Source organism: Paeniglutamicibacter sp. GQ140, assembly GCF_059759235.1.
Window position 1 is genome coordinate 528,939 of sequence record NZ_JCAXDW010000001.1, and the last position, 16,145, is coordinate 545,083.

General features: G+C 64.9%; 16 protein-coding genes. 10 read left to right on the forward strand and 6 right to left on the reverse strand.

What is annotated here, in order from left to right; genetic code table 11:
• Positions 1-118: 118 nt before the first annotated feature.
• On the forward strand, positions 119-1,489 hold the full coding sequence (locus tag AC6CHY_RS02405) for an MFS transporter (protein WP_498225304.1): 1,371 nt from the start codon (positions 119-121) through the stop codon (positions 1,487-1,489).
• A 159-nt stretch (positions 1,490-1,648) separates the two neighbouring features.
• Here the strand turns inward: AC6CHY_RS02405 and AC6CHY_RS02410 are convergent, their stop codons facing one another.
• The gene (locus AC6CHY_RS02410; protein ID WP_498225305.1) at positions 1,649-2,722 is read right to left on the reverse strand and encodes an alkene reductase; all 1,074 of its coding nucleotides are present in this window, start codon (positions 2,720-2,722) and stop codon (positions 1,649-1,651) included.
• Positions 2,723-2,968: 246 nt separating this feature from the next.
• Positions 2,969-3,163: a VOC family protein gene (locus AC6CHY_RS02415; protein ID WP_498225306.1), complete on the reverse strand. Its 195-nt coding sequence runs from the start codon at positions 3,161-3,163 to the stop codon at positions 2,969-2,971.
• A 111-nt stretch (positions 3,164-3,274) separates the two neighbouring features.
• Between AC6CHY_RS02415 and AC6CHY_RS02420 the strand changes: the two genes are divergently transcribed.
• Positions 3,275-4,483: a Fic family protein gene (locus AC6CHY_RS02420; protein WP_498225307.1), complete on the forward strand. Its 1,209-nt coding sequence runs from the start codon at positions 3,275-3,277 to the stop codon at positions 4,481-4,483.
• A 158-nt stretch (positions 4,484-4,641) separates the two neighbouring features.
• On the opposite strand, the gene AC6CHY_RS02425 is transcribed toward AC6CHY_RS02420, so the two are convergent.
• On the reverse strand, positions 4,642-5,031 hold the full coding sequence (locus tag AC6CHY_RS02425) for a VOC family protein (protein ID WP_217387141.1): 390 nt from the start codon (positions 5,029-5,031) through the stop codon (positions 4,642-4,644).
• Positions 5,032-5,388: 357 nt separating this feature from the next.
• On the opposite strand from AC6CHY_RS02425, the gene AC6CHY_RS02430 reads away from it, so the two are divergent.
• Genes AC6CHY_RS02430 through AC6CHY_RS02465 form a run of 8 tightly spaced genes read left to right on the forward strand, consistent with a single transcriptional unit; the run spans position 5,389 to position 12,653 of the window.
• Complete coding sequence (locus tag AC6CHY_RS02430; RefSeq protein WP_217387140.1) at positions 5,389-7,110, forward strand: hypothetical protein; 1,722 nt, start codon at positions 5,389-5,391, stop codon at positions 7,108-7,110.
• Positions 7,110-7,868, forward strand: coding sequence for an IclR family transcriptional regulator (locus AC6CHY_RS02435; RefSeq protein ID WP_217387139.1), 759 nt, complete (start codon positions 7,110-7,112; stop codon positions 7,866-7,868). Before AC6CHY_RS02430 ends, AC6CHY_RS02435 begins: the two co-directional genes overlap by 1 nt.
• Positions 7,865-8,548, forward strand: a complete 684-nt coding sequence (locus AC6CHY_RS02440; protein ID WP_217387138.1) for a hypothetical protein — start codon at positions 7,865-7,867, stop codon at positions 8,546-8,548. The genes AC6CHY_RS02435 and AC6CHY_RS02440 overlap by 4 nt, the downstream gene beginning before the upstream one ends.
• Before the next feature lie 9 nt (positions 8,549-8,557).
• Positions 8,558-9,517, forward strand: a complete 960-nt coding sequence (locus AC6CHY_RS02445; protein ID WP_498225308.1) for a dipeptidase — start codon at positions 8,558-8,560, stop codon at positions 9,515-9,517.
• Positions 9,517-10,350, forward strand: coding sequence for an ABC transporter ATP-binding protein (locus AC6CHY_RS02450; protein WP_217387136.1), 834 nt, complete (start codon positions 9,517-9,519; stop codon positions 10,348-10,350). Before AC6CHY_RS02445 ends, AC6CHY_RS02450 begins: the two co-directional genes overlap by 1 nt.
• Positions 10,347-11,198: an ABC transporter permease gene (locus AC6CHY_RS02455; protein WP_217387135.1), complete on the forward strand. Its 852-nt coding sequence runs from the start codon at positions 10,347-10,349 to the stop codon at positions 11,196-11,198. The genes AC6CHY_RS02450 and AC6CHY_RS02455 overlap by 4 nt, the downstream gene beginning before the upstream one ends.
• Before the next feature lie 13 nt (positions 11,199-11,211).
• Positions 11,212-12,306 carry an ABC transporter substrate-binding protein gene (locus tag AC6CHY_RS02460; protein WP_217387134.1) on the forward strand — a complete coding sequence of 365 codons (1,095 nt, stop codon included), beginning with the start codon at positions 11,212-11,214 and terminating at the stop codon, positions 12,304-12,306.
• 35 nt (positions 12,307-12,341) lie between these two features.
• Positions 12,342-12,653 (forward strand): RidA family protein, encoded by a 312-nt coding sequence (locus AC6CHY_RS02465; protein WP_217387133.1) that lies wholly within the window; start codon positions 12,342-12,344, stop codon positions 12,651-12,653.
• On the opposite strand, the gene AC6CHY_RS02470 is transcribed toward AC6CHY_RS02465, so the two are convergent.
• Genes AC6CHY_RS02470 through AC6CHY_RS02480 form a run of 3 tightly spaced genes read right to left on the reverse strand, consistent with a single transcriptional unit; the run spans position 12,650 to position 16,142 of the window.
• A complete protein-coding gene (locus AC6CHY_RS02470) occupies positions 12,650-13,258 on the reverse strand; it encodes a histidine phosphatase family protein (protein WP_498225309.1) in 609 nt (202 codons plus the stop codon). The genes AC6CHY_RS02465 and AC6CHY_RS02470 overlap by 4 nt on opposite strands.
• Positions 13,255-14,385, reverse strand: coding sequence for an ABC transporter ATP-binding protein (locus tag AC6CHY_RS02475; protein WP_498225310.1), 1,131 nt, complete (start codon positions 14,383-14,385; stop codon positions 13,255-13,257). The genes AC6CHY_RS02470 and AC6CHY_RS02475 overlap by 4 nt, the downstream gene beginning before the upstream one ends.
• A 23-nt stretch (positions 14,386-14,408) precedes the next feature.
• A complete protein-coding gene (locus AC6CHY_RS02480; RefSeq protein WP_498225311.1) occupies positions 14,409-16,142 on the reverse strand; it encodes an ABC transporter permease in 1,734 nt (577 codons plus the stop codon).
• Positions 16,143-16,145 lie beyond the last annotated feature (3 nt).

Below are 16,145 nucleotides of genomic sequence, written 5' to 3' on the forward strand. Positions count from 1 at the left end.
ATGATGCGCGCGGCACGGGGTAAATCATGCCCCCGCTCAAGCGGTGCAAGTAAAAGGTCGTGGCCTTTCCACGGAGTCACTAGTTCGCCTTCGACACCTACTCGCAAAGGTTTCCATCATGAGTGAATCAACAATTGATACAGCACTACCGGTCTTGCCCGGTTCCGCCATGGACCGCAAGGAAAAACGCAAGATCATCCTGGGCGTGGGTGTGGGAAATGCCCTCGAGTGGTACGACTGGACCGCATATTCCATTTTTGCCGCATACTTCGCCGGACAGTTCTTTCACGCCAAGGACCCTGTCACCGCCCTGCTGGGCACGCTCGCCATCTTTGGCGCGGGCTTCTTCATGAGGCCGCTGGGCGGGTTGTTCTTCGGATGGTTCGCCGATAAATATGGGCGCCGCCAAGCCATGTCCGTGTCAATGCTGATCACAGCCGGCGGCAGCCTGCTCATAGGCATTTCGCCCAACTACCAAATGATCGGCGCCGCCGCGGCGGTTTTCTTGCTCGTAGGTCGCATGCTTCAAGGACTCGGACACGGCGGTGAAGTGGTCTCTTCCTTCACCTACGTCACGGAAATGGCCCCGCGGCAATCGCGCGGCTTGTGGTCATCCTCGGTGTTCGTCTTCGTCACCCTAGGTGTCATCGCGGCCACTTTGCTCGGCGCGATCCTTTCCTCGACGCTGGGCACCGATGCCGTGCGCGAGTGGGCCTGGCGAGTGCCCTTCATTCTCGGTGGATTGCTGGGTGTATATGCCCTGTATCTTCGCCGCAGGCTGGATGAAACACCGATGTTCCGCGCCAAGGTGGAGGCCGCAGCGAAGGCCAAGGCTGCTGGGCTGGTTGCGCCCCGTACGCGCGGCTTGGGTCGGGAGATCTGGCGCCATCGTCGCGCCTGCCTGCGGATCGTTGGTTTGGCCGCCGGTGGCACCGTGATGTTCTACGTCTGGTCGATCATGGCTCCCGCCTTTGCCATGGGCCCGCTGAAAATGGATCCGACACACGTGTTGTGGATCAGCACGGGCGCAAACGTGTTCTTCATGGCCTGCTTGGTGTTCTGGGGCTGGCTCTCGGACCGAGTCGGACGCAAATTCAATTGGTACTTCTTCGCTGTCGGCGCCATCGTGCTCATCATTCCCCTGACGCTGGTTCTCAACGGCGGGCCGGAAGTTTGGCGACTTGCCTTCTACATGGGCATCGGCATGGTGCTGATATCTGCGCCAACGGCGATCATGCCGGCGACCTTCCCGGAGCAATTCCCCACGCACGTGCGGGCAGTGGGCATGGGCCTTCCCTATTCCATCGCCGGAGCGCTGGCGGGCGGCACAGCACCTTATTTGCAGACGTGGTTGTATTCCCAAGGCACTCCACGAATCTTCGATATCTACTTGATGGTGCTTTGCGCCCTTGTGCTCGTCGCAGCAATCGCCTCGCCCGAAACGAGAGGCAAGGACCTCAACGACGAATCCCTGGTCGAGGTCGCCTAAAGAAGTCCAGATAATGTCATGAGGGGTGGACGAGTTTTATTTCGTTCACCCCTCATGTTTTTTCGCATCTTCGCCAGTTTCCCCGAATCCCGGGACAGGCAGCCCCGGCTACTCGGAGTCGCCGGGGCCGTGCACCGCGGGCCCGGCGCTACATGTCGGTTAGTTCTCCCAGAACGGGTAGTCGGTGTAGCCGGCAGCGCCCTCGGTGTAGAAGGTGGAGGCGTCGGGTTCGTTCAGCGGCAGGCCCTCCTGCCAGCGGCGCACCAGGTCGGGGTTGGCGATCGCCGGGCGTCCGACCACCACGGCGTCGCCCCAGCCGTTGGCGGCCACCGCGGCCGCGTCGTCGTAGGTGGTGACGGTCTGGAAGCCGGTGTTCAGCAGGACAGGCCCGCCGAACCGCGAGCGCAGGTCCTGGACCAGTTCGCCGGCGGGATCTGCGTGCAGGATGCTCAGCGCGGCAAGACCCAGGGGTGCAATCCCGTCGATGAGGGCCGCATAGGTGGCGGCGACATCTGCCGGATCGCTCTCCACCGCGCTCTGGACGTTGTGCTCGGGGGAAATGCGCAGGCCCGTCCGGCCCGCACCGATGGCGTTGGCCACGGCGGTGACGACCTCGATGACGAAGCGTGCCCGGTTTTCCGGCGATCCGCCGTAGGCATCGGTGCGGGTGTTGGAGCTGGGCGCGAGGAACTCGTGCAGCAGGTAGCCGTTGGCACCGTGAAGTTCCACGCCGTCGAACCCCGCGGCGATTGCATTGCGGGATCCGGCCACGAACTCCTCAATGATGCCCGGCAGCTCGCCGGTCTCCAACGCGTGCGGGACGGGGTAAGCGTGCTTGCCGGTGTAGGTCCGGGAAACGCCGTCCACCGCGATGGCGCTCGGGGCCACGATTTGTTCCTGCCCGGTGGTCTCGGTGTGCGTGACCCGGCCGGCGTGCATCACCTGCGCGACGATGAGCCCGCCCTCGGCGTGCACCGCGTCGGTGACGCGCTTCCACCCGGCGATTTGCTCCTCGGTGGCAAGGCCCGGCTGGCGGACGAACCCCTGCCCGGTCACGCTGGGGTAGACGCCTTCGGACACAATCAGCCCCATCGAGGCGCGCTGGCGGTAATACTCGACGACGTCATCGTTCGGCACGCCGTCCACGCGGGATCGGGAGCGGGTCAGCGGCGCCATCACGAGGCGGTTGGGCAGTTCGAGGTCACCGAGGGTGAGCGGGGAAAACAGGTCCATGCGGCAGTGCTCCAAACGTTGGGGTGGGTTGCCTGTTGCAACCTGCCCCGCGGCAACGGTATTCCTGCCACCCCGCACAGGTGAGGCGGAACACCCTTTTCCGGCTTCCGCCCGGTATGTGCCGGCACCACCCGGGATCCGTTTACCAGAGCGAGGATCGGCTACCCCAATCAGACACTGGTTCAACCGATCGCGGCCCCCGAAAAGGAGTTTCAGGACCATTCCCGGCCCGGTGTCACGCGGAAATCAGGAGCGTTGCCCATTTGCCGGCGGGTGCTCGGCCACGCAGAACAGGTTGCCTTCCGGATCGGCGAGGGTGGTCCACTGGACGTGCGAAATTTCTTCCAGGACATCCCACCGGTACGTGGCGCCGAGCGCGATCAGGCGTTCGACCTCCGCCGCCCGGGGACCCCACGGGACGGTGAGGTCCCAGTGCGCCACCTGGCGCTCGGCGCGGGGCCGGACTTCCGGCTCCTGTAGTGGTTACTCAGAAGATCATGCGCAACTATTATGACTAACTGGTTCAAGTCATAAAATTAGGATGGCCACTTTATGAGTACTGATACCTCCCAGTCCCGGGGTGCGGGCCATTGGCCCAGCATCACAATGGAACCGCAAATCTGGATGCCGGCCACGGCTGGCCACGGCATATACCAACAATCCCGGTTCAGCCCCTACGAGTCGGCAGTACCTCTCATGATTGCCGATCAAACCCCGGCACCCGACGTCGAGGCGCTCCAGCTGGCCGAACAAGCCACTAACGAGCTAACCAGGCTTGACGCGGAGCTTGGACACAAAGTAGCCAAATTCGCGCCTATACTGCTGCGATCCGAATCGGCGTCGTCCTCCCAAATTGAGAACTTGACCGCCAGCGCCCTAGCCATATTTGGCGCCGAGCTCGGACTCAAGACGAGCCGCAACGCCGAATTGATCGCCGCCAACACCAGGGCAATGACGGCCGCACTGCAACTGGCAGAGAAAATCTCGCCAGATTCCATCCTTCAGATGCACGGCGTGCTCATGGAAAACCAAGGCATCCACCCTGCCGGACAATGGCGCGATGAACCGGTGTGGATCGGTACTCGAAGCGACACCCCCGTCGGCGCCGACTTCGTCGCCCCGCACCACACCAGAGTGCCTGGCCTAGTCGACGATGTTGTCGCCTTCGCCTCCCGTTTTGATGTCCCCACGCTCGTCTCGGTGGCGGTCGTCCACGCACAGTTCGAGACGATCCACCCGTTCACCGACGGCAATGGCCGCACAGGACGAGCCCTCGCCCAGTCAATCCTCCGGTTCCGTGGCGTAACCAGAAATGTGGCCATCCCCGTGTCAGCCGGACTGCTGGCCGACATCGAGGGCTACCACCAGGCGCTCACTGCGTACCGAGCTGGAGATGTCACCCCGATCGTCCGGGCGTTCGCGAACGCCGCACTCAGTGCCGTGTCCAACACACGTCAGCTTGTCGAGCAGATCGAGGCCATCCAGGAGTCGTGGAAGGGCCGGCTCACCGCGCGCAGGAACAGCAACGCTTGGCGGATCCTGGATCTTGTTGCCCAGCGCCCGGTGATCGACTCGGCCACGGCAGCCTCGGAACTCGGAGTGAAGCAACCCAACGTCTATCCACCGCTGAAAGCCCTGGTTGATGCTGGAATCCTGATATCAAAGGCCGAGCACAAGCTTGGACCGTTCTGGCGCACCGACGAAATTTTGGAAGCCCTCGACGATTTTGCCAAACGAGCTGGTCGACGGCAGAAATCCTAAGCCGCCTGGCATGGGACGGCCGGGAACCAGAACAATCGGGCCGATCTGCAAGGAACGCCGAGACATTTTCAATCGGCTCATGTCTGCTGCAACTCGTGCCAATGGAAACCAAATCCAGGCAACTATTGGGAGCGGCTTTGAGGCGAGGCTCGCGGGAGCTATACGCGCTGCTGGTCCACGGGCGGGTGCTCCGCGATGCAGAACAGGTTGCCTTCCGGATCGGCGAGAGTTGTCCACTGGACGTGGGGGAATTCCTCCAGGACATCCCACTGGTGCGTGGCGCCGAACCCGATCAGGCGTTCGACCTCCGCCGCCCGGGAACCCCACGGGACAGTGAGGTCCCAGTGGGCCACCTGGCGTTTGGCCCGTGGCTCGCTTTCCGGCTGGAAGAACATCCCGAATCCTCCGGGGCCGTTTGGCGGCAGGTAGACGCTGTCGCCGCCGGCAGAGGTTTCTGCACCGGTGACAGCCGCCCAGAACTTCGCGAGGGCGACTGGGTTCGCGGCCTCTAAGTTGATGGCTCCGAGCGTGATCTGGTGGTTGGTCATGGGTGCAAGACTAGCGTGCGCGGCCGACACGTCCACGTGAAACCGTTCCCGGCATGGTGGAACCGTATTCCGGCCCGGGGCCAGGACCCAGGCAGGTACGGCCCCCAGTACCCACATCGACAACCCCGGCAATTTCATGGACCGGGCATTGGAGCCACGGCTCCCCCGCAATCCTGCAAGTCACCGGGCGGCGGGGCGAAGACCTCCCGGTCCAGCGATTTCGCGTCACACACACGCGATTCAAAATAAACCCTTGTGCGATCCAAATCACAATGCTAGATTCTTGTCGCTTTCCAGAGGATCGAGTCCTTACATGCAGGACAGCCACCGCAATTGGACCTACACACAAGGACGTTCATGAGTACCGTCGCATCACCCCCGAGACCACCACAGCAGATCATGCACCCACGCTGGCTCGGCGCCCTCCAACCGAACAGGCTCAGCGCTGCGCGCAGCTTCGTGGCCAAGATGGTGCGTGAGAGCTGGGACATTGAGCTGCTGAGCACCGATGTCGACGCATCCGGAAACGGCACCATGGTGTACCGAATCAAAACCCCCTCGGGAACCATGTCCTTCGTGGGATTCGTGTCCGAACCACGTTCCGTCAATCGGACCTCTAGGATCATCGGATCGAGCTGGGACATGCTCGGCAGCCTCATGGACGGCGAACCGGATTCGGCGCGGATCGAACAGAACCGGCGCGAGCTGCCCAAGCTGTACGCCGGCCGGGCACCGGCGGGGACCCTCACCTGGTTCCGCGCCAACCAAAGCGTGCGCCTCTTCGAACACGTGCGCGAGCGCCTGGCAGCAGGAAGCCAACCTGAGACGGAACTCGTCGCCGAGGTCGGCTACCTCTTGCGCAACACCGGCCTTGACGGCAACGGCACCTTCGGCACCCGGGATTTCCGGGAGCTCGGTCCCGGGCATCCGCTCGGCGCCCCTTATCACGCCCAAATGCTCTCCGCGTACCTGATGCGCGAGCTCTCCATCGACCTGGTCCAGCACCTGGCCAGGCTCGACAACCATGGAGCCGCCACCCTGTCACCGGCCATCCGCCGCGGCATCGCGATCGGAAATGGCTCGGCCCTGGGCCTGGTGCTCTTTGCCTTCAACCGTCCCCAGTTGATCGGCACCCTCATTGGCCAGTACGAAAAGGCCCTTGCCCATGCGCTGGATCTGCCGCTCACAGCCGACGACCCGGCCTGGGAACGCCTCGACACCCTGGTCAACCGATCCATCCTCTACCGCCAGCAAGACGTGGGGCGGTATGTCACCCTCCCCAACGGGCCACAGATCTCCTCGGATCTCCGATCGGCCAAGCGCCTCATCGATGCCGCGCGCACCAGCGGCTCCCCACGTCCCCTGCGCGTACTTGAGGAATCGATGAACGGGATATTCCTCCCCGAGACCATCGAGACCATCCACGCCATCATGCTGGAACTGGATCCGACGGCAACCGACGGATTCCTGTTCGCCGACGCTGTTGACGAGAGCTTGCTGGCCAACGGCGCGCAGGCCATCGACGCCCTGCGACTGGACATCGAGAAGCACTTCGATTGGGCGCTGGATCTCCAGCTCGCCGCAGACCACGAAGCCAACCGGGTTTGGTACAAGTCCAGGGATTCGGAGGAACCGCGGTGCGGCCCGGCGAGCGAGGTCCCCGAGGGCACCGTCGACCTTGCGTTCGACATTCCACGCGAGATCCAGCGCCTGCTGGGCCGGATCGACAGGGACGCCGGTTTTGAGACCGTCGGCGCCCTGCTGGTCGCCGACCCGACGCTCGAGCAGATCGTCGCCCACGTGCAGAACCTGGCCGATCTCCCCTACGCCATCCCGCGCATGGACATCAAGGACGACTATTTGGTGCCCGTCCACCTCATCCACCTCCTCAACGGCTTCGCGTTTGGACTGGACAAGACGGTGGACAGGCTCGAGCGCATCCTGCGCGGAGTCATCTTCGACGGCGCCCCCTACCGCGACGAACTGGGCGGCCCGGAAGCCGCGGACTGGTACTGGGCACCGCGCCACGACACCTATGCCCTGCCCGTCATCGACGCAGTCCAATGGAGCGATAAATAATGACCATCGAAAAGACAGCGACCGGCGGCACCAACCTGCTGAGCACCGGAGTAAAGATGCTTCAGGTCATCGACGCAGTGGCCGACTACAAGAACGGCGTGGGGGTTTCCGAGCTGGCGCGGGTGCTCGGCTGGTCGCGCAACGTCACCCACCAATACCTGACCACCGGGGTGGCAGCGGACTGGCTGGTCCAGGGCGAGAACCAAAAATACTCGGTGGGTTTCCACGCCGCCGTGGTGGCCAGGAACGCCTCTCCGCACGGCCGGATCCGCTCGCTGCTGCTGGCCGAAATGAACGACCTGGTGCAGATCGTGAATGCGGCGGTGTCCTACGCGGTCCTCGACAAGGAAAGCCCGATCGTCATCGACCGCGTCGAACCCGACCGCGCCATCCAGATACGGAGCGGGCTCGAGTCGCGCTTCTCGCTGCGCACCTCGGCCTCCGGGCAGGTGTTCCTCGCCCACGCGCCAGGACTCATCGAATCCTCAGCGATCGACAGCAACGAGGAGGAGCTGCGGCAAATCGTGCACCGGGTCAAGACCCGCGGCGCCTCGCGGGTCCACTCGCGCTGGCTTGGGGACGAGATCATCGCCGTGGCCAGCCCGGTGTTCCTGCGCGGACATTGCGTCGGTGCGCTCAGCGTCATCATGCCCGCAACACGCAATGATGCGGACGCCGTCGAGGCGGCACTTGTCGACCGGGCGGAATCCATCAATCAGCAAATCCTGAACCAACAGAACGGAATGAGCCAGTGGTGAATCCCATGAACCCGGCCCAGGACCATCACGACATGGTCGACCTGGAGGAAATCGGCGACGAACCGCTGCTGCTCAAGCGCCGCGAGCTCACGCTCATCAGCGAGCGGGTGTTCCAGCACCGGGGAGTGCCCAACGGGGCCTGGGCAGCGGCCCGCAACAACTTTCTCGACGTCGTGGTGCTGCTCAAGGCCGAGGCCGTGGCCGGACTGATGGAGGTCATCGCCTCCCCGCACCCGGTACACCCCGACGGGCTCGGCGTGGACACCTCCAACGGAGGCCACCGGATCGATGCCCGCCACCAGCATTCACTTGTCATCGGCTCCATCGTGGGCAACGCCATCGAATCCCTGCTGGCCCACTCCCGGAGCGTGACGCTCTCGGTGGTCAATGTCGCCAGCCCCCGCTTCCTCGCCGGGGTCGTGCACCGCCTGGCACGCCGCGGCGTTGAAGTGCAGATCGTCGAGGGCGAAAACTCGGCGACCTTTCTTGCCCGGGGTGCCATCCAGGGAACCCGGCCTTCCAGCCACGGCGACCTGGTGGAGGGAATCACCGTCGCCCCTGCTCTCTGGTGGCCCATCTACAACGCCTCGACGCTGGCCCTGAGCCACGTCACCGAGATCTCCCGGTTCCACACCGGCAACACCCCTTCACCCACCGCTCGCCGCCTGGCGATCAAGTAAGGAAACGGCATGTACTTGGATAGCTTGATCTGTTCGCGCCTGGACCGGGCGGGCCTGCAGGACCTGGTCGACGGCGGCGTTCGCTGTGCCACGGTGACCTGCGGCTTCTGGGAGGACGCCACCGAATCCATGGATTCGCTGGTCACCTGGCACCGGCTCATCGCCGACAACGCCGACCTGGCCGGGCTCGGCACCTCGCCGGCCGAAATCGAGGCCATCGCCGCCCAGGGCCGCGTGGCCATCATCCTGGGATTCCAGAACAGCGCATTCCTCCAGGGACGCCTCGGCTACGTCGAGATGTTCCACAGGATGGGAGTGCGCGTGGCCCAACTGACCTACAACATCCAGAACGACATCGGCGGCAGCTGCTACGACCCCGAGGACGCGGGACTGACCCGGTTCGGCGAGGAGGTCGTGGGGGAAATGAACCGCGTCGGCATGGTCGTTGACCTCTCGCACGTCGGAAACCGCACCTCCTTCGAGGCCATCCAGGCCTCCTCAAGGCCCGTCGCGGTGACGCACGCCAATTGCTCGGACCTGGTTGACCACCCCCGCAACAAGCCCGCATACATCCTGAAGGAACTTGCGGCACGCGGCGGCATGGTCGGGCTGACTACCTATCACAACATCACCCGCGGCTACAACGGATCCCCCGACGAGTGGGCAACCATGGTGGCCAGGACCGCAGAGTTGATCGGTGCCGAGAACATCGGCATCGGTACCGACGACAACCAGGGCGGCGACGCCGCTTACCTGGCGTGGATGCGCAAGGGGCGCTGGAGTTTCCGCACGCAACAAGGCGCAAGCGTCGGCCCGGGACTCGCCACCGCCACCAAGACCGAGTGGTACCGGGGGCCCGGTGATTTCCACGTGTTCGGTCCCGCCCTGCGGCGCGTGGGATTCAGCGAAGGGGAAACCGCCGACATCCTCTGGGGAAACTGGAACCGCTACTACAAGGAGGTCATGTAATGTCTGCTGCACTCTCGGAATTGCCGGCCACCCAGGCCACCAGCATCTCCATCCAGTCCGTCACCAAGCGCTACCACCGCGCGGGCAAGACGATCCATGCGCTGGCGGAGACCTCCCTGGAGTTCGAGGCAGGGAAGTTCATCTCGCTCATCGGCCCCAGCGGGTGCGGGAAGTCCACGCTGCTCAAGATCATGGCGGGACTGGAAACCGCCACCTCCGGTCGGGTGGTGATCGACGGCAAGACCCTGGCCGGGCCGCAGGACGGCGTCAGCGTCGCCTTCCAGAAGCCCACCCTGCTGCCCTGGCGCAGCGTCATGGACAACCTGCTGCTGCCGATCCAGATCTCCGGCAAGCGGATCGATTCCGGGGTCAGGGACCGCGCCCAGCAGCTACTCAAGGTCATGGGCCTGGAAGACTTCTCCGGACACTACCCCCGCGAGCTCTCCGGCGGCATGGAACAACGCGCCGCCATCGCCAGGTCCCTGATCTCCCGGCCCAACCTGCTGTTGATGGACGAGCCCTTCGGCGCGCTGGACGAGTTCACCCGGGAGGACCTCAACGACGAGTTGCTCTCCCTCTGGGCCCGCGAACCCAAGACCCTGGTCTTCGTCACGCACAGCATCTCCGAGGCCGTGTTCCTCTCCGACCAGATCGTGGTCATGAAGGCGCGTCCCGGCGCGGTCCACGAGGTGATCGATGTGCCGCTTGCGCGGCCCCGCCACCGGGACATCCGCAACAGCCAAGAGTTCTACGATCTCATCCGCACGGTGCGGCTCAGCCTCGAAGAGGCCAAGTCCGGCCACGACGTGGAACAGAAACGGAAGGCATCATGAGCATCCTCGAGAAGACACAGCAGATCGACAGGCCCGGGGCCGTCACCACGACGTCGCCCGACGAGTTGCCGTGCAGGCTGGCGCTCACCCTGAAATCAACGTCGTTCCGCGCGGGCGTCATCGCCATTGTCTTGCTGGTCGGCGGGTTCATCCTATGGAACGTCGCCACGGACAAGGAATGGGTGTCCCCGCTGGTTGTCGCCCCGCCCGACGAGGTCGGCAAGGCGCTGAAGGACATGTTCGCCACCGGGGCGGTATGGAAGAACCTGGGTGCCACCGCCTACGTCACGCTCATCGGGTTTTTCGTGGCGACGGCGGCCGCGCTCTTGGTCAGCTTCATCTTCGTCTTCTCCGAGTCGCTGCAGAAGGCCATCTACCCGTTCCTGGTCATCATCCAGACCTTCCCCAAGGTCGCCATCGCCCCGTTGATCATTGCGTCCTTCGGTTATGGATTGCTGCCCAAGGTCGTGCTGGCGGCGCTCATGGCCTTCTTCCCGGTATTGGTCAACGCCATGGTCGGCCTCACCAACATCAACGTGGACCAGCTCAACCTGTTCAAGTCGATGCGGGCCAACACCTGGCAGGTGCTCTTCAAGCTCCGGATCCCCAATGCCATCAGCTACATCCTCCCGGCCCTGAACACGGCCCTGGTGCTGTCCCTGATCGGCACCATCGTCGCGGAGTTCGTCTCCGCCCGGCAGGGCCTGGGCTTTGCCATCCAGTCGGCGACCCAGACCGGCAGCGTCGCGACGACCTATGCGTTGCTGATCGTGCTCGGTGTCTTCGGCGCCATGATCTGGGTTGTCATGGCCATCCTCAACCGCGTTTTCAAGAACTACAAGCAGTAGGAAAGGACCACTCATGAAAATCAAGAATCTCGCAGCGTCCTCGGCCGCGCTCGCCCTGGCCATCGGACTCACCGGTTGCGCGGGCTCCTCCTCGGAGGCCGACGGACTGAGCCGTGTCACCTTCGCCGTGGCGGACCAGTCGCTGAGCGCCACCTCTGCCAGCTACGCCACGGTCCCCGGATCCATGGGCTACTTCAAGGAGGCGGGCCTCGAGGTGGAGATGCAGCCGGTCGAATCCGCCTTGGCGGCAATCCAGTCGGTGGCCTCCGGCAACTCCTTCTGCACCTACGCCTCGACCTACAATGCGCTCTCCGCCATCGAGGACGACCCGAACCTGGTCATCGTCGGAACCACCACTGGCAACATCTTCCGCGTCATCGCCCCCGAATCGCTGGGCATCAAGACCTCCGGCGACCTGGCGGGCAAGAGCATCGGCGTTTCCTCGCTGACCTCGATTGCCACCGACATCGCCAGCATCGGCATGCGGTACGACGGTGTGGAGCCCAGCAAGGACCAGTTCCTGTCCGTGGGCTACGGCGCCCAGACGGCTCAGGCCTTCAAGAACAACGACATCCAGGCGTACTCGGGATTCGACGGCCCCAACATGGTCATCGAGTCGCTGCTCGGCGAGCCGGTGGTGGATGTGGCCTCCGAGGCCGACTCGATGACCGGGACCTCCTCGCTGGTGTGCCGAGCCAAGGACGTCTCCGAAAAGCCCGACATGGTGGCGGGACTGTGGACCGCGTTCTTCAAGGCCCTGGTCTTCTCCCAGGAAAACCCGGAGGCCGCGGTGAAGATGCACTGGGAAAAGTTCCCCGCCAGCAAGCCGACCCAGGGCGATGAGGCGGCAAACCTGAAGATGGCCACCGGCCAGTTGGCCTTGCGCATGAAGACCACCGCACAGGTCGGATCCGCCGGACGCTACGGTGAGCAGACCGAGAAGGATATGCAGCGCCTGATCGACGACGGGCTTGAGGGCGGAATCCTCACCGGTTCGGCCTCCGACTTCGCCTTGGACAAGATGTTCAACTACGACCTTGTCGAGAAGTACAACGACTTCGACGCGAAGGCGGTCATCAAGCAGGCCCGCGAATGGCAGGCCAAGTGAGTTCCGGCGCGCCGGTTCCGCCCATGTTCGCACGCGTGGGTGAAGTCGTGTGGACCGGGGGCCACCTGCCCCGGCTCCCCGACGGCGCTGTCCCGGCCGCCTTCTCGGACCAGGTGAAGCTGGTGCTGGAGAAGATCTCCGCAACCCTCGAGTCGGCAGGTTCGGGGCTCGGCAGGCTGGTCAAGGTCAACGCCTACCTGTCCGATATCGACAACCTGCCGGAATTCAACTCCATCTATTATGCGTTTCTGGACGGTCACCCGATTCCGCCGCGGACGTCGGTGGAAGTGACCCGCTTCAGGGATGCGTCGATGCTGGAAATCGAAGTCGTGGCACACACGAGTTAGCGATGGGGGTGGGACAGGGACTGTCGTGGTTCCGGTCCCACCTCGGTCTCTTGCCCTCGATCCGAACCCACCGTTGCAGTCGCGAAGCCACCCTGAAGTTCGATGACCTCACCGTTTTCCACCCGCGGGAAATCACGTCCGTGGATTGCAGAGAGCACCAGCCGAATAAGTGTCCCGTGGCTGACGATGACCAGACGCCGCCCACGGTGGGAGGCCGCCAGCCATGCAAGGGTCGCGGTGCCTCGCAGCACCACCGATTCCGTGCTTTCCCCGCCCGCCATCAGGTCATTTTTCGCCTGCTCGTCGATGCCCCCGACGGTTGCGCCCTCCGCCGGGCCGTAATCGCGCTCCACCAGTGCCGGAACCTCCACCACGGCACCGGCACCCAGCCGCTTGGCAATGATCCGCGCGGTTTCACGTGCCCGGCCCAAGGTCGAACTGACCACCAGATCCCAGGGACCCCGAGCCGCAAGTTCCTCGGCCGCGGCCAGGGCCTGCGCCCGGCCGGTGTCGTTCAGCGGGATGTCGGACCGCCCCTGCAACCGGCCCGTGCGGTTCCATTCGGTTTCACCGTGGCGCACCAGGGCCCAGTTGCACCGGATCATGCCGCCCGCCCCTCGCCGCCACCGGACTCCCCGCAGAACACATGTGCCGTCTCGACCACCGGACGGACCAGCTCCCCCTCCTTGGGCACCCAGCCATCCACCAACACGCGCAACCCGGTGCCTGCCCAGTCCAGGCTGGTTTCATATCCATGTCTGCCGTAGAGCGCCGAGGTGACCCGCGCCAACTGGATATCCAGTGGCGCCTTCCGGGCCGCCGGTTCCAGCCGCACCCCCGTGGGCGCCACCGCCACGACCGCACGCCGCGGGCGCGCGACTGCCAACGCCCGTTCCCCGATCACCCGTATGGCAGGGTTCCCGTGCGTGCCGCTTCCGATCCGGAACCTCAGCCCGGGATGGTCGGCATGAAAATGACCGTCGACCACGGTGCCCGGGAAGAGCGTCGCATCCGAGACGAAGGAAGCGACAAAGGAGTTCACGGGATTCTCCAGCAGTTCCCGGGGTGTGCCGACCTGTTGGATCTTCCCGCGGTTCAGCACCGCCACCCGGTCGGCCAGGCCCAGGGCCTCGGCGCGGTCGTGTGTCACGTGTACCGCGGTCAGCCCCTCCTCACGGGTCAGGGCCCGCAGCTCCAGCCGGAGCCTTGCCCGCAGGGGTTCGTCCAGTGCGGAGAGCGCCTCGTCAAGCAGCAGCGCCTGCGGTTTGGCCACGATCGCCCGAGCCAACGCCACGCGCTGGCGCTGGCCGCCGGAGAGCGCCGCAGGCTTCCGCTTGGCGTACTCGGAAAGGCCAACCTGGTCCAACACCGCGGCCACGCGCCTGGCGATCTGTATCCGCGGCACACCCTCCAGCTTCAGCGGATAACCCACGTTGCCTGCGACGTTCAGGTGCGGCCAGATGGCGTGGTCCTGGAAGACCATGCCCAGCTCCCGCTTCTCGGGTGGCACCCACACTCCGTCGCCTGCAACGCTGCGTCCGCCGATGGCGAGGTTCCCCGCCGAGGGACGCAGGAAACCGGCAATGGTGCGCAGGAGGGTCGTCTTGCCCGAACCGGAGGGGCCGAGCAAGGCCAGGAACTCGCCGTCGCGCACGTCCAGTTCGATTCCGTCCAGGCCCACGTGCCCGTTGCCGTAGACATGGCCCAGATTGGTCAGTTCAATGGTTGCCACGGGAAGCTCCTTTCACACAGTTTCTATTTGTCGGCACGGCGATTGGCCAGCGCGGCGGTGGCAGAGAGCCCGAGGATTCCCACCAGGGCAACCAGCAGGGCCAGGGCCGAAGCCCCGCCGTAGTCGCCCGACTGCTGCAGGTTGAAGATGGCCACGCCCAGGGTCTGGCTTCCCGGTGCCACCAGCAGGATGGAGATGGTCAGTTCCCGCACCGCGGTCAGCAGCACCACCACCCCGCCGGTCACCGCGGCCGGGACCGCCAGCCGGGCGGTGACATCGAGCAGGGCGCGCAACGGAGTCGCGCCGGCGGAGCGGGCCGCCTCCTCGAGCGTGGAGGACACGGAGGCCATCGGTGCGCGCACGGCCTGGACCACGAGCGCGAGAAATGCCATGACATAGGCGCCCAGGATCACCCACGAGGTGTTGAAGATTCCCAGCATGGGGGCAATGAGCAGCCACCCCACGGCAATCACCAACCCCGGCAATGCCTGGGGCAGGGTTGCCGCCACATCGAGCGCCGGATTGCTGCGGTGTTTGTCGCGGGTCAACAACAGCGCGATGCCCAATCCCAGGACCGTGCAGCACAACGCCGCTCCCCCGGCCAGCATGATCGAGTTGCCGATCCCGGAGACCGCACCGGGTGAAGTCGATGCGCGAATGATGTTGTCCAGGGTCAGGTTCTCCCACGTCAAGGCGACCCCCGGGGCCGGCAACAGTGCCTGGCTGGCCAAGGCCAGCAACGGCACCAAACAAATGATGGCGGTCCACAGCCACAACAGCACCGCAACAGGAATACGGGCGCGGCCCAATTCCAGCTCCATGCCGGCGGGACCGGAGCCCAGTTGCGTGCCGGTGGGCAGCCTGCGCTGGGCCAGCACCGTGAGCACGGCGAGCGCCAAAAGCACCAGGCCGATCGCCGAGACCGCGGGCAGCGGGTTGCTGGTGGTGCTGGAGGCCAGGTAACGATACACCAGGGTGGTCAGGGTCGTATAGCGTTCCGGCAGCCCGATCAGTGCCGGGATACCGAAGTCGGAAAGGTTGGCCACCAGGGTGAGCACGAATGCCGCGAGCAGCCCGGGGCTCAGCAGCGGAAGCGTCACGGTGCCGAGCACCCGGCCGGTGCCCGCCCCGGAGATGCGCGCCGCTTCCTCCAGGTTCCCCGGGATCCGCCGCAGGGCGGCGGCGATGACCAGGTAGGCCACGGGGTAGGAATGCACCGCCAGCAGGAAGACGACTCCCCAGCCGCCGAAGATGCTGGCCTTGGCGTCGATCCCCAGTGACTGCAGCGACTTGTTCACCGGGCCGTTGGCACCGAGCAGCGCCATCCACGCCATGGCTCCAATGAACGGCGGGATCAAGAAGGGCAACAACACCAGCCAGCGCAGCATGCCCTTGGAAGGGACGTTGCCGCGCTCGAGCACCACGGCCAGGAATGCGCCGACAACGGTGGCCAGCACCGCCGAGCCGGTGGCGCTGGCCACCGAGTTCAGCGCGGCACTCGTCACGGCGGGGTCCCCGAAGACCACTCGGGCCTCGGGTTGGATTCCTTGAAGCACCAGGGCCGCCAGTGGCAGCCCCACCAGGAAGGCCATGGCGACCCACACCACCGTGCGCAACATGCCCAGGCCGCCCCCGGCGCGGCCTGGTCTCCGGAACGGCAAGTTCCGGTCGCGCCGGCCGGAACCCGGAACGGGCACGCCGAGGGCGAGCTCCCGTCCCTGCTCCGGGACCGTCTTTTCGATGGTGTGGAACGCCATGGG

Excerpts from the sequence above, each read along its gene's own strand:
- AC6CHY_RS02410 (WP_498225305.1), bottom strand. The coding sequence starts at position 2,722 with ATGGACCTGTTTTCCCCGCTCACCCTCGGTGACCTCGAACTGCCCAAC.
- AC6CHY_RS02460 (WP_217387134.1), top strand. The coding sequence starts at position 11,212 with ATGAAAATCAAGAATCTCGCAGCGTCCTCGGCCGCGCTCGCCCTGGCC.
- AC6CHY_RS02420 (WP_498225307.1), top strand. The coding sequence starts at position 3,275 with ATGAGTACTGATACCTCCCAGTCCCGGGGTGCGGGCCATTGGCCCAGC.
- AC6CHY_RS02430 (WP_217387140.1), top strand. The coding sequence starts at position 5,389 with ATGAGTACCGTCGCATCACCCCCGAGACCACCACAGCAGATCATGCAC.
- AC6CHY_RS02405 (WP_498225304.1), top strand. The coding sequence starts at position 119 with ATGAGTGAATCAACAATTGATACAGCACTACCGGTCTTGCCCGGTTCC.
- AC6CHY_RS02425 (WP_217387141.1), bottom strand. The coding sequence starts at position 5,031 with ATGACCAACCACCAGATCACGCTCGGAGCCATCAACTTAGAGGCCGCG.
- AC6CHY_RS02450 (WP_217387136.1), top strand. The coding sequence starts at position 9,517 with ATGTCTGCTGCACTCTCGGAATTGCCGGCCACCCAGGCCACCAGCATC.
- AC6CHY_RS02470 (WP_498225309.1), bottom strand. The coding sequence starts at position 13,258 with ATGATCCGGTGCAACTGGGCCCTGGTGCGCCACGGTGAAACCGAATGG.
- AC6CHY_RS02435 (WP_217387139.1), top strand. The coding sequence starts at position 7,110 with ATGACCATCGAAAAGACAGCGACCGGCGGCACCAACCTGCTGAGCACC.
- AC6CHY_RS02455 (WP_217387135.1), top strand. The coding sequence starts at position 10,347 with ATGAGCATCCTCGAGAAGACACAGCAGATCGACAGGCCCGGGGCCGTC.
- AC6CHY_RS02480 (WP_498225311.1), bottom strand. The coding sequence starts at position 16,142 with ATGGCGTTCCACACCATCGAAAAGACGGTCCCGGAGCAGGGACGGGAG.
- AC6CHY_RS02445 (WP_498225308.1), top strand. The coding sequence starts at position 8,558 with ATGTACTTGGATAGCTTGATCTGTTCGCGCCTGGACCGGGCGGGCCTG.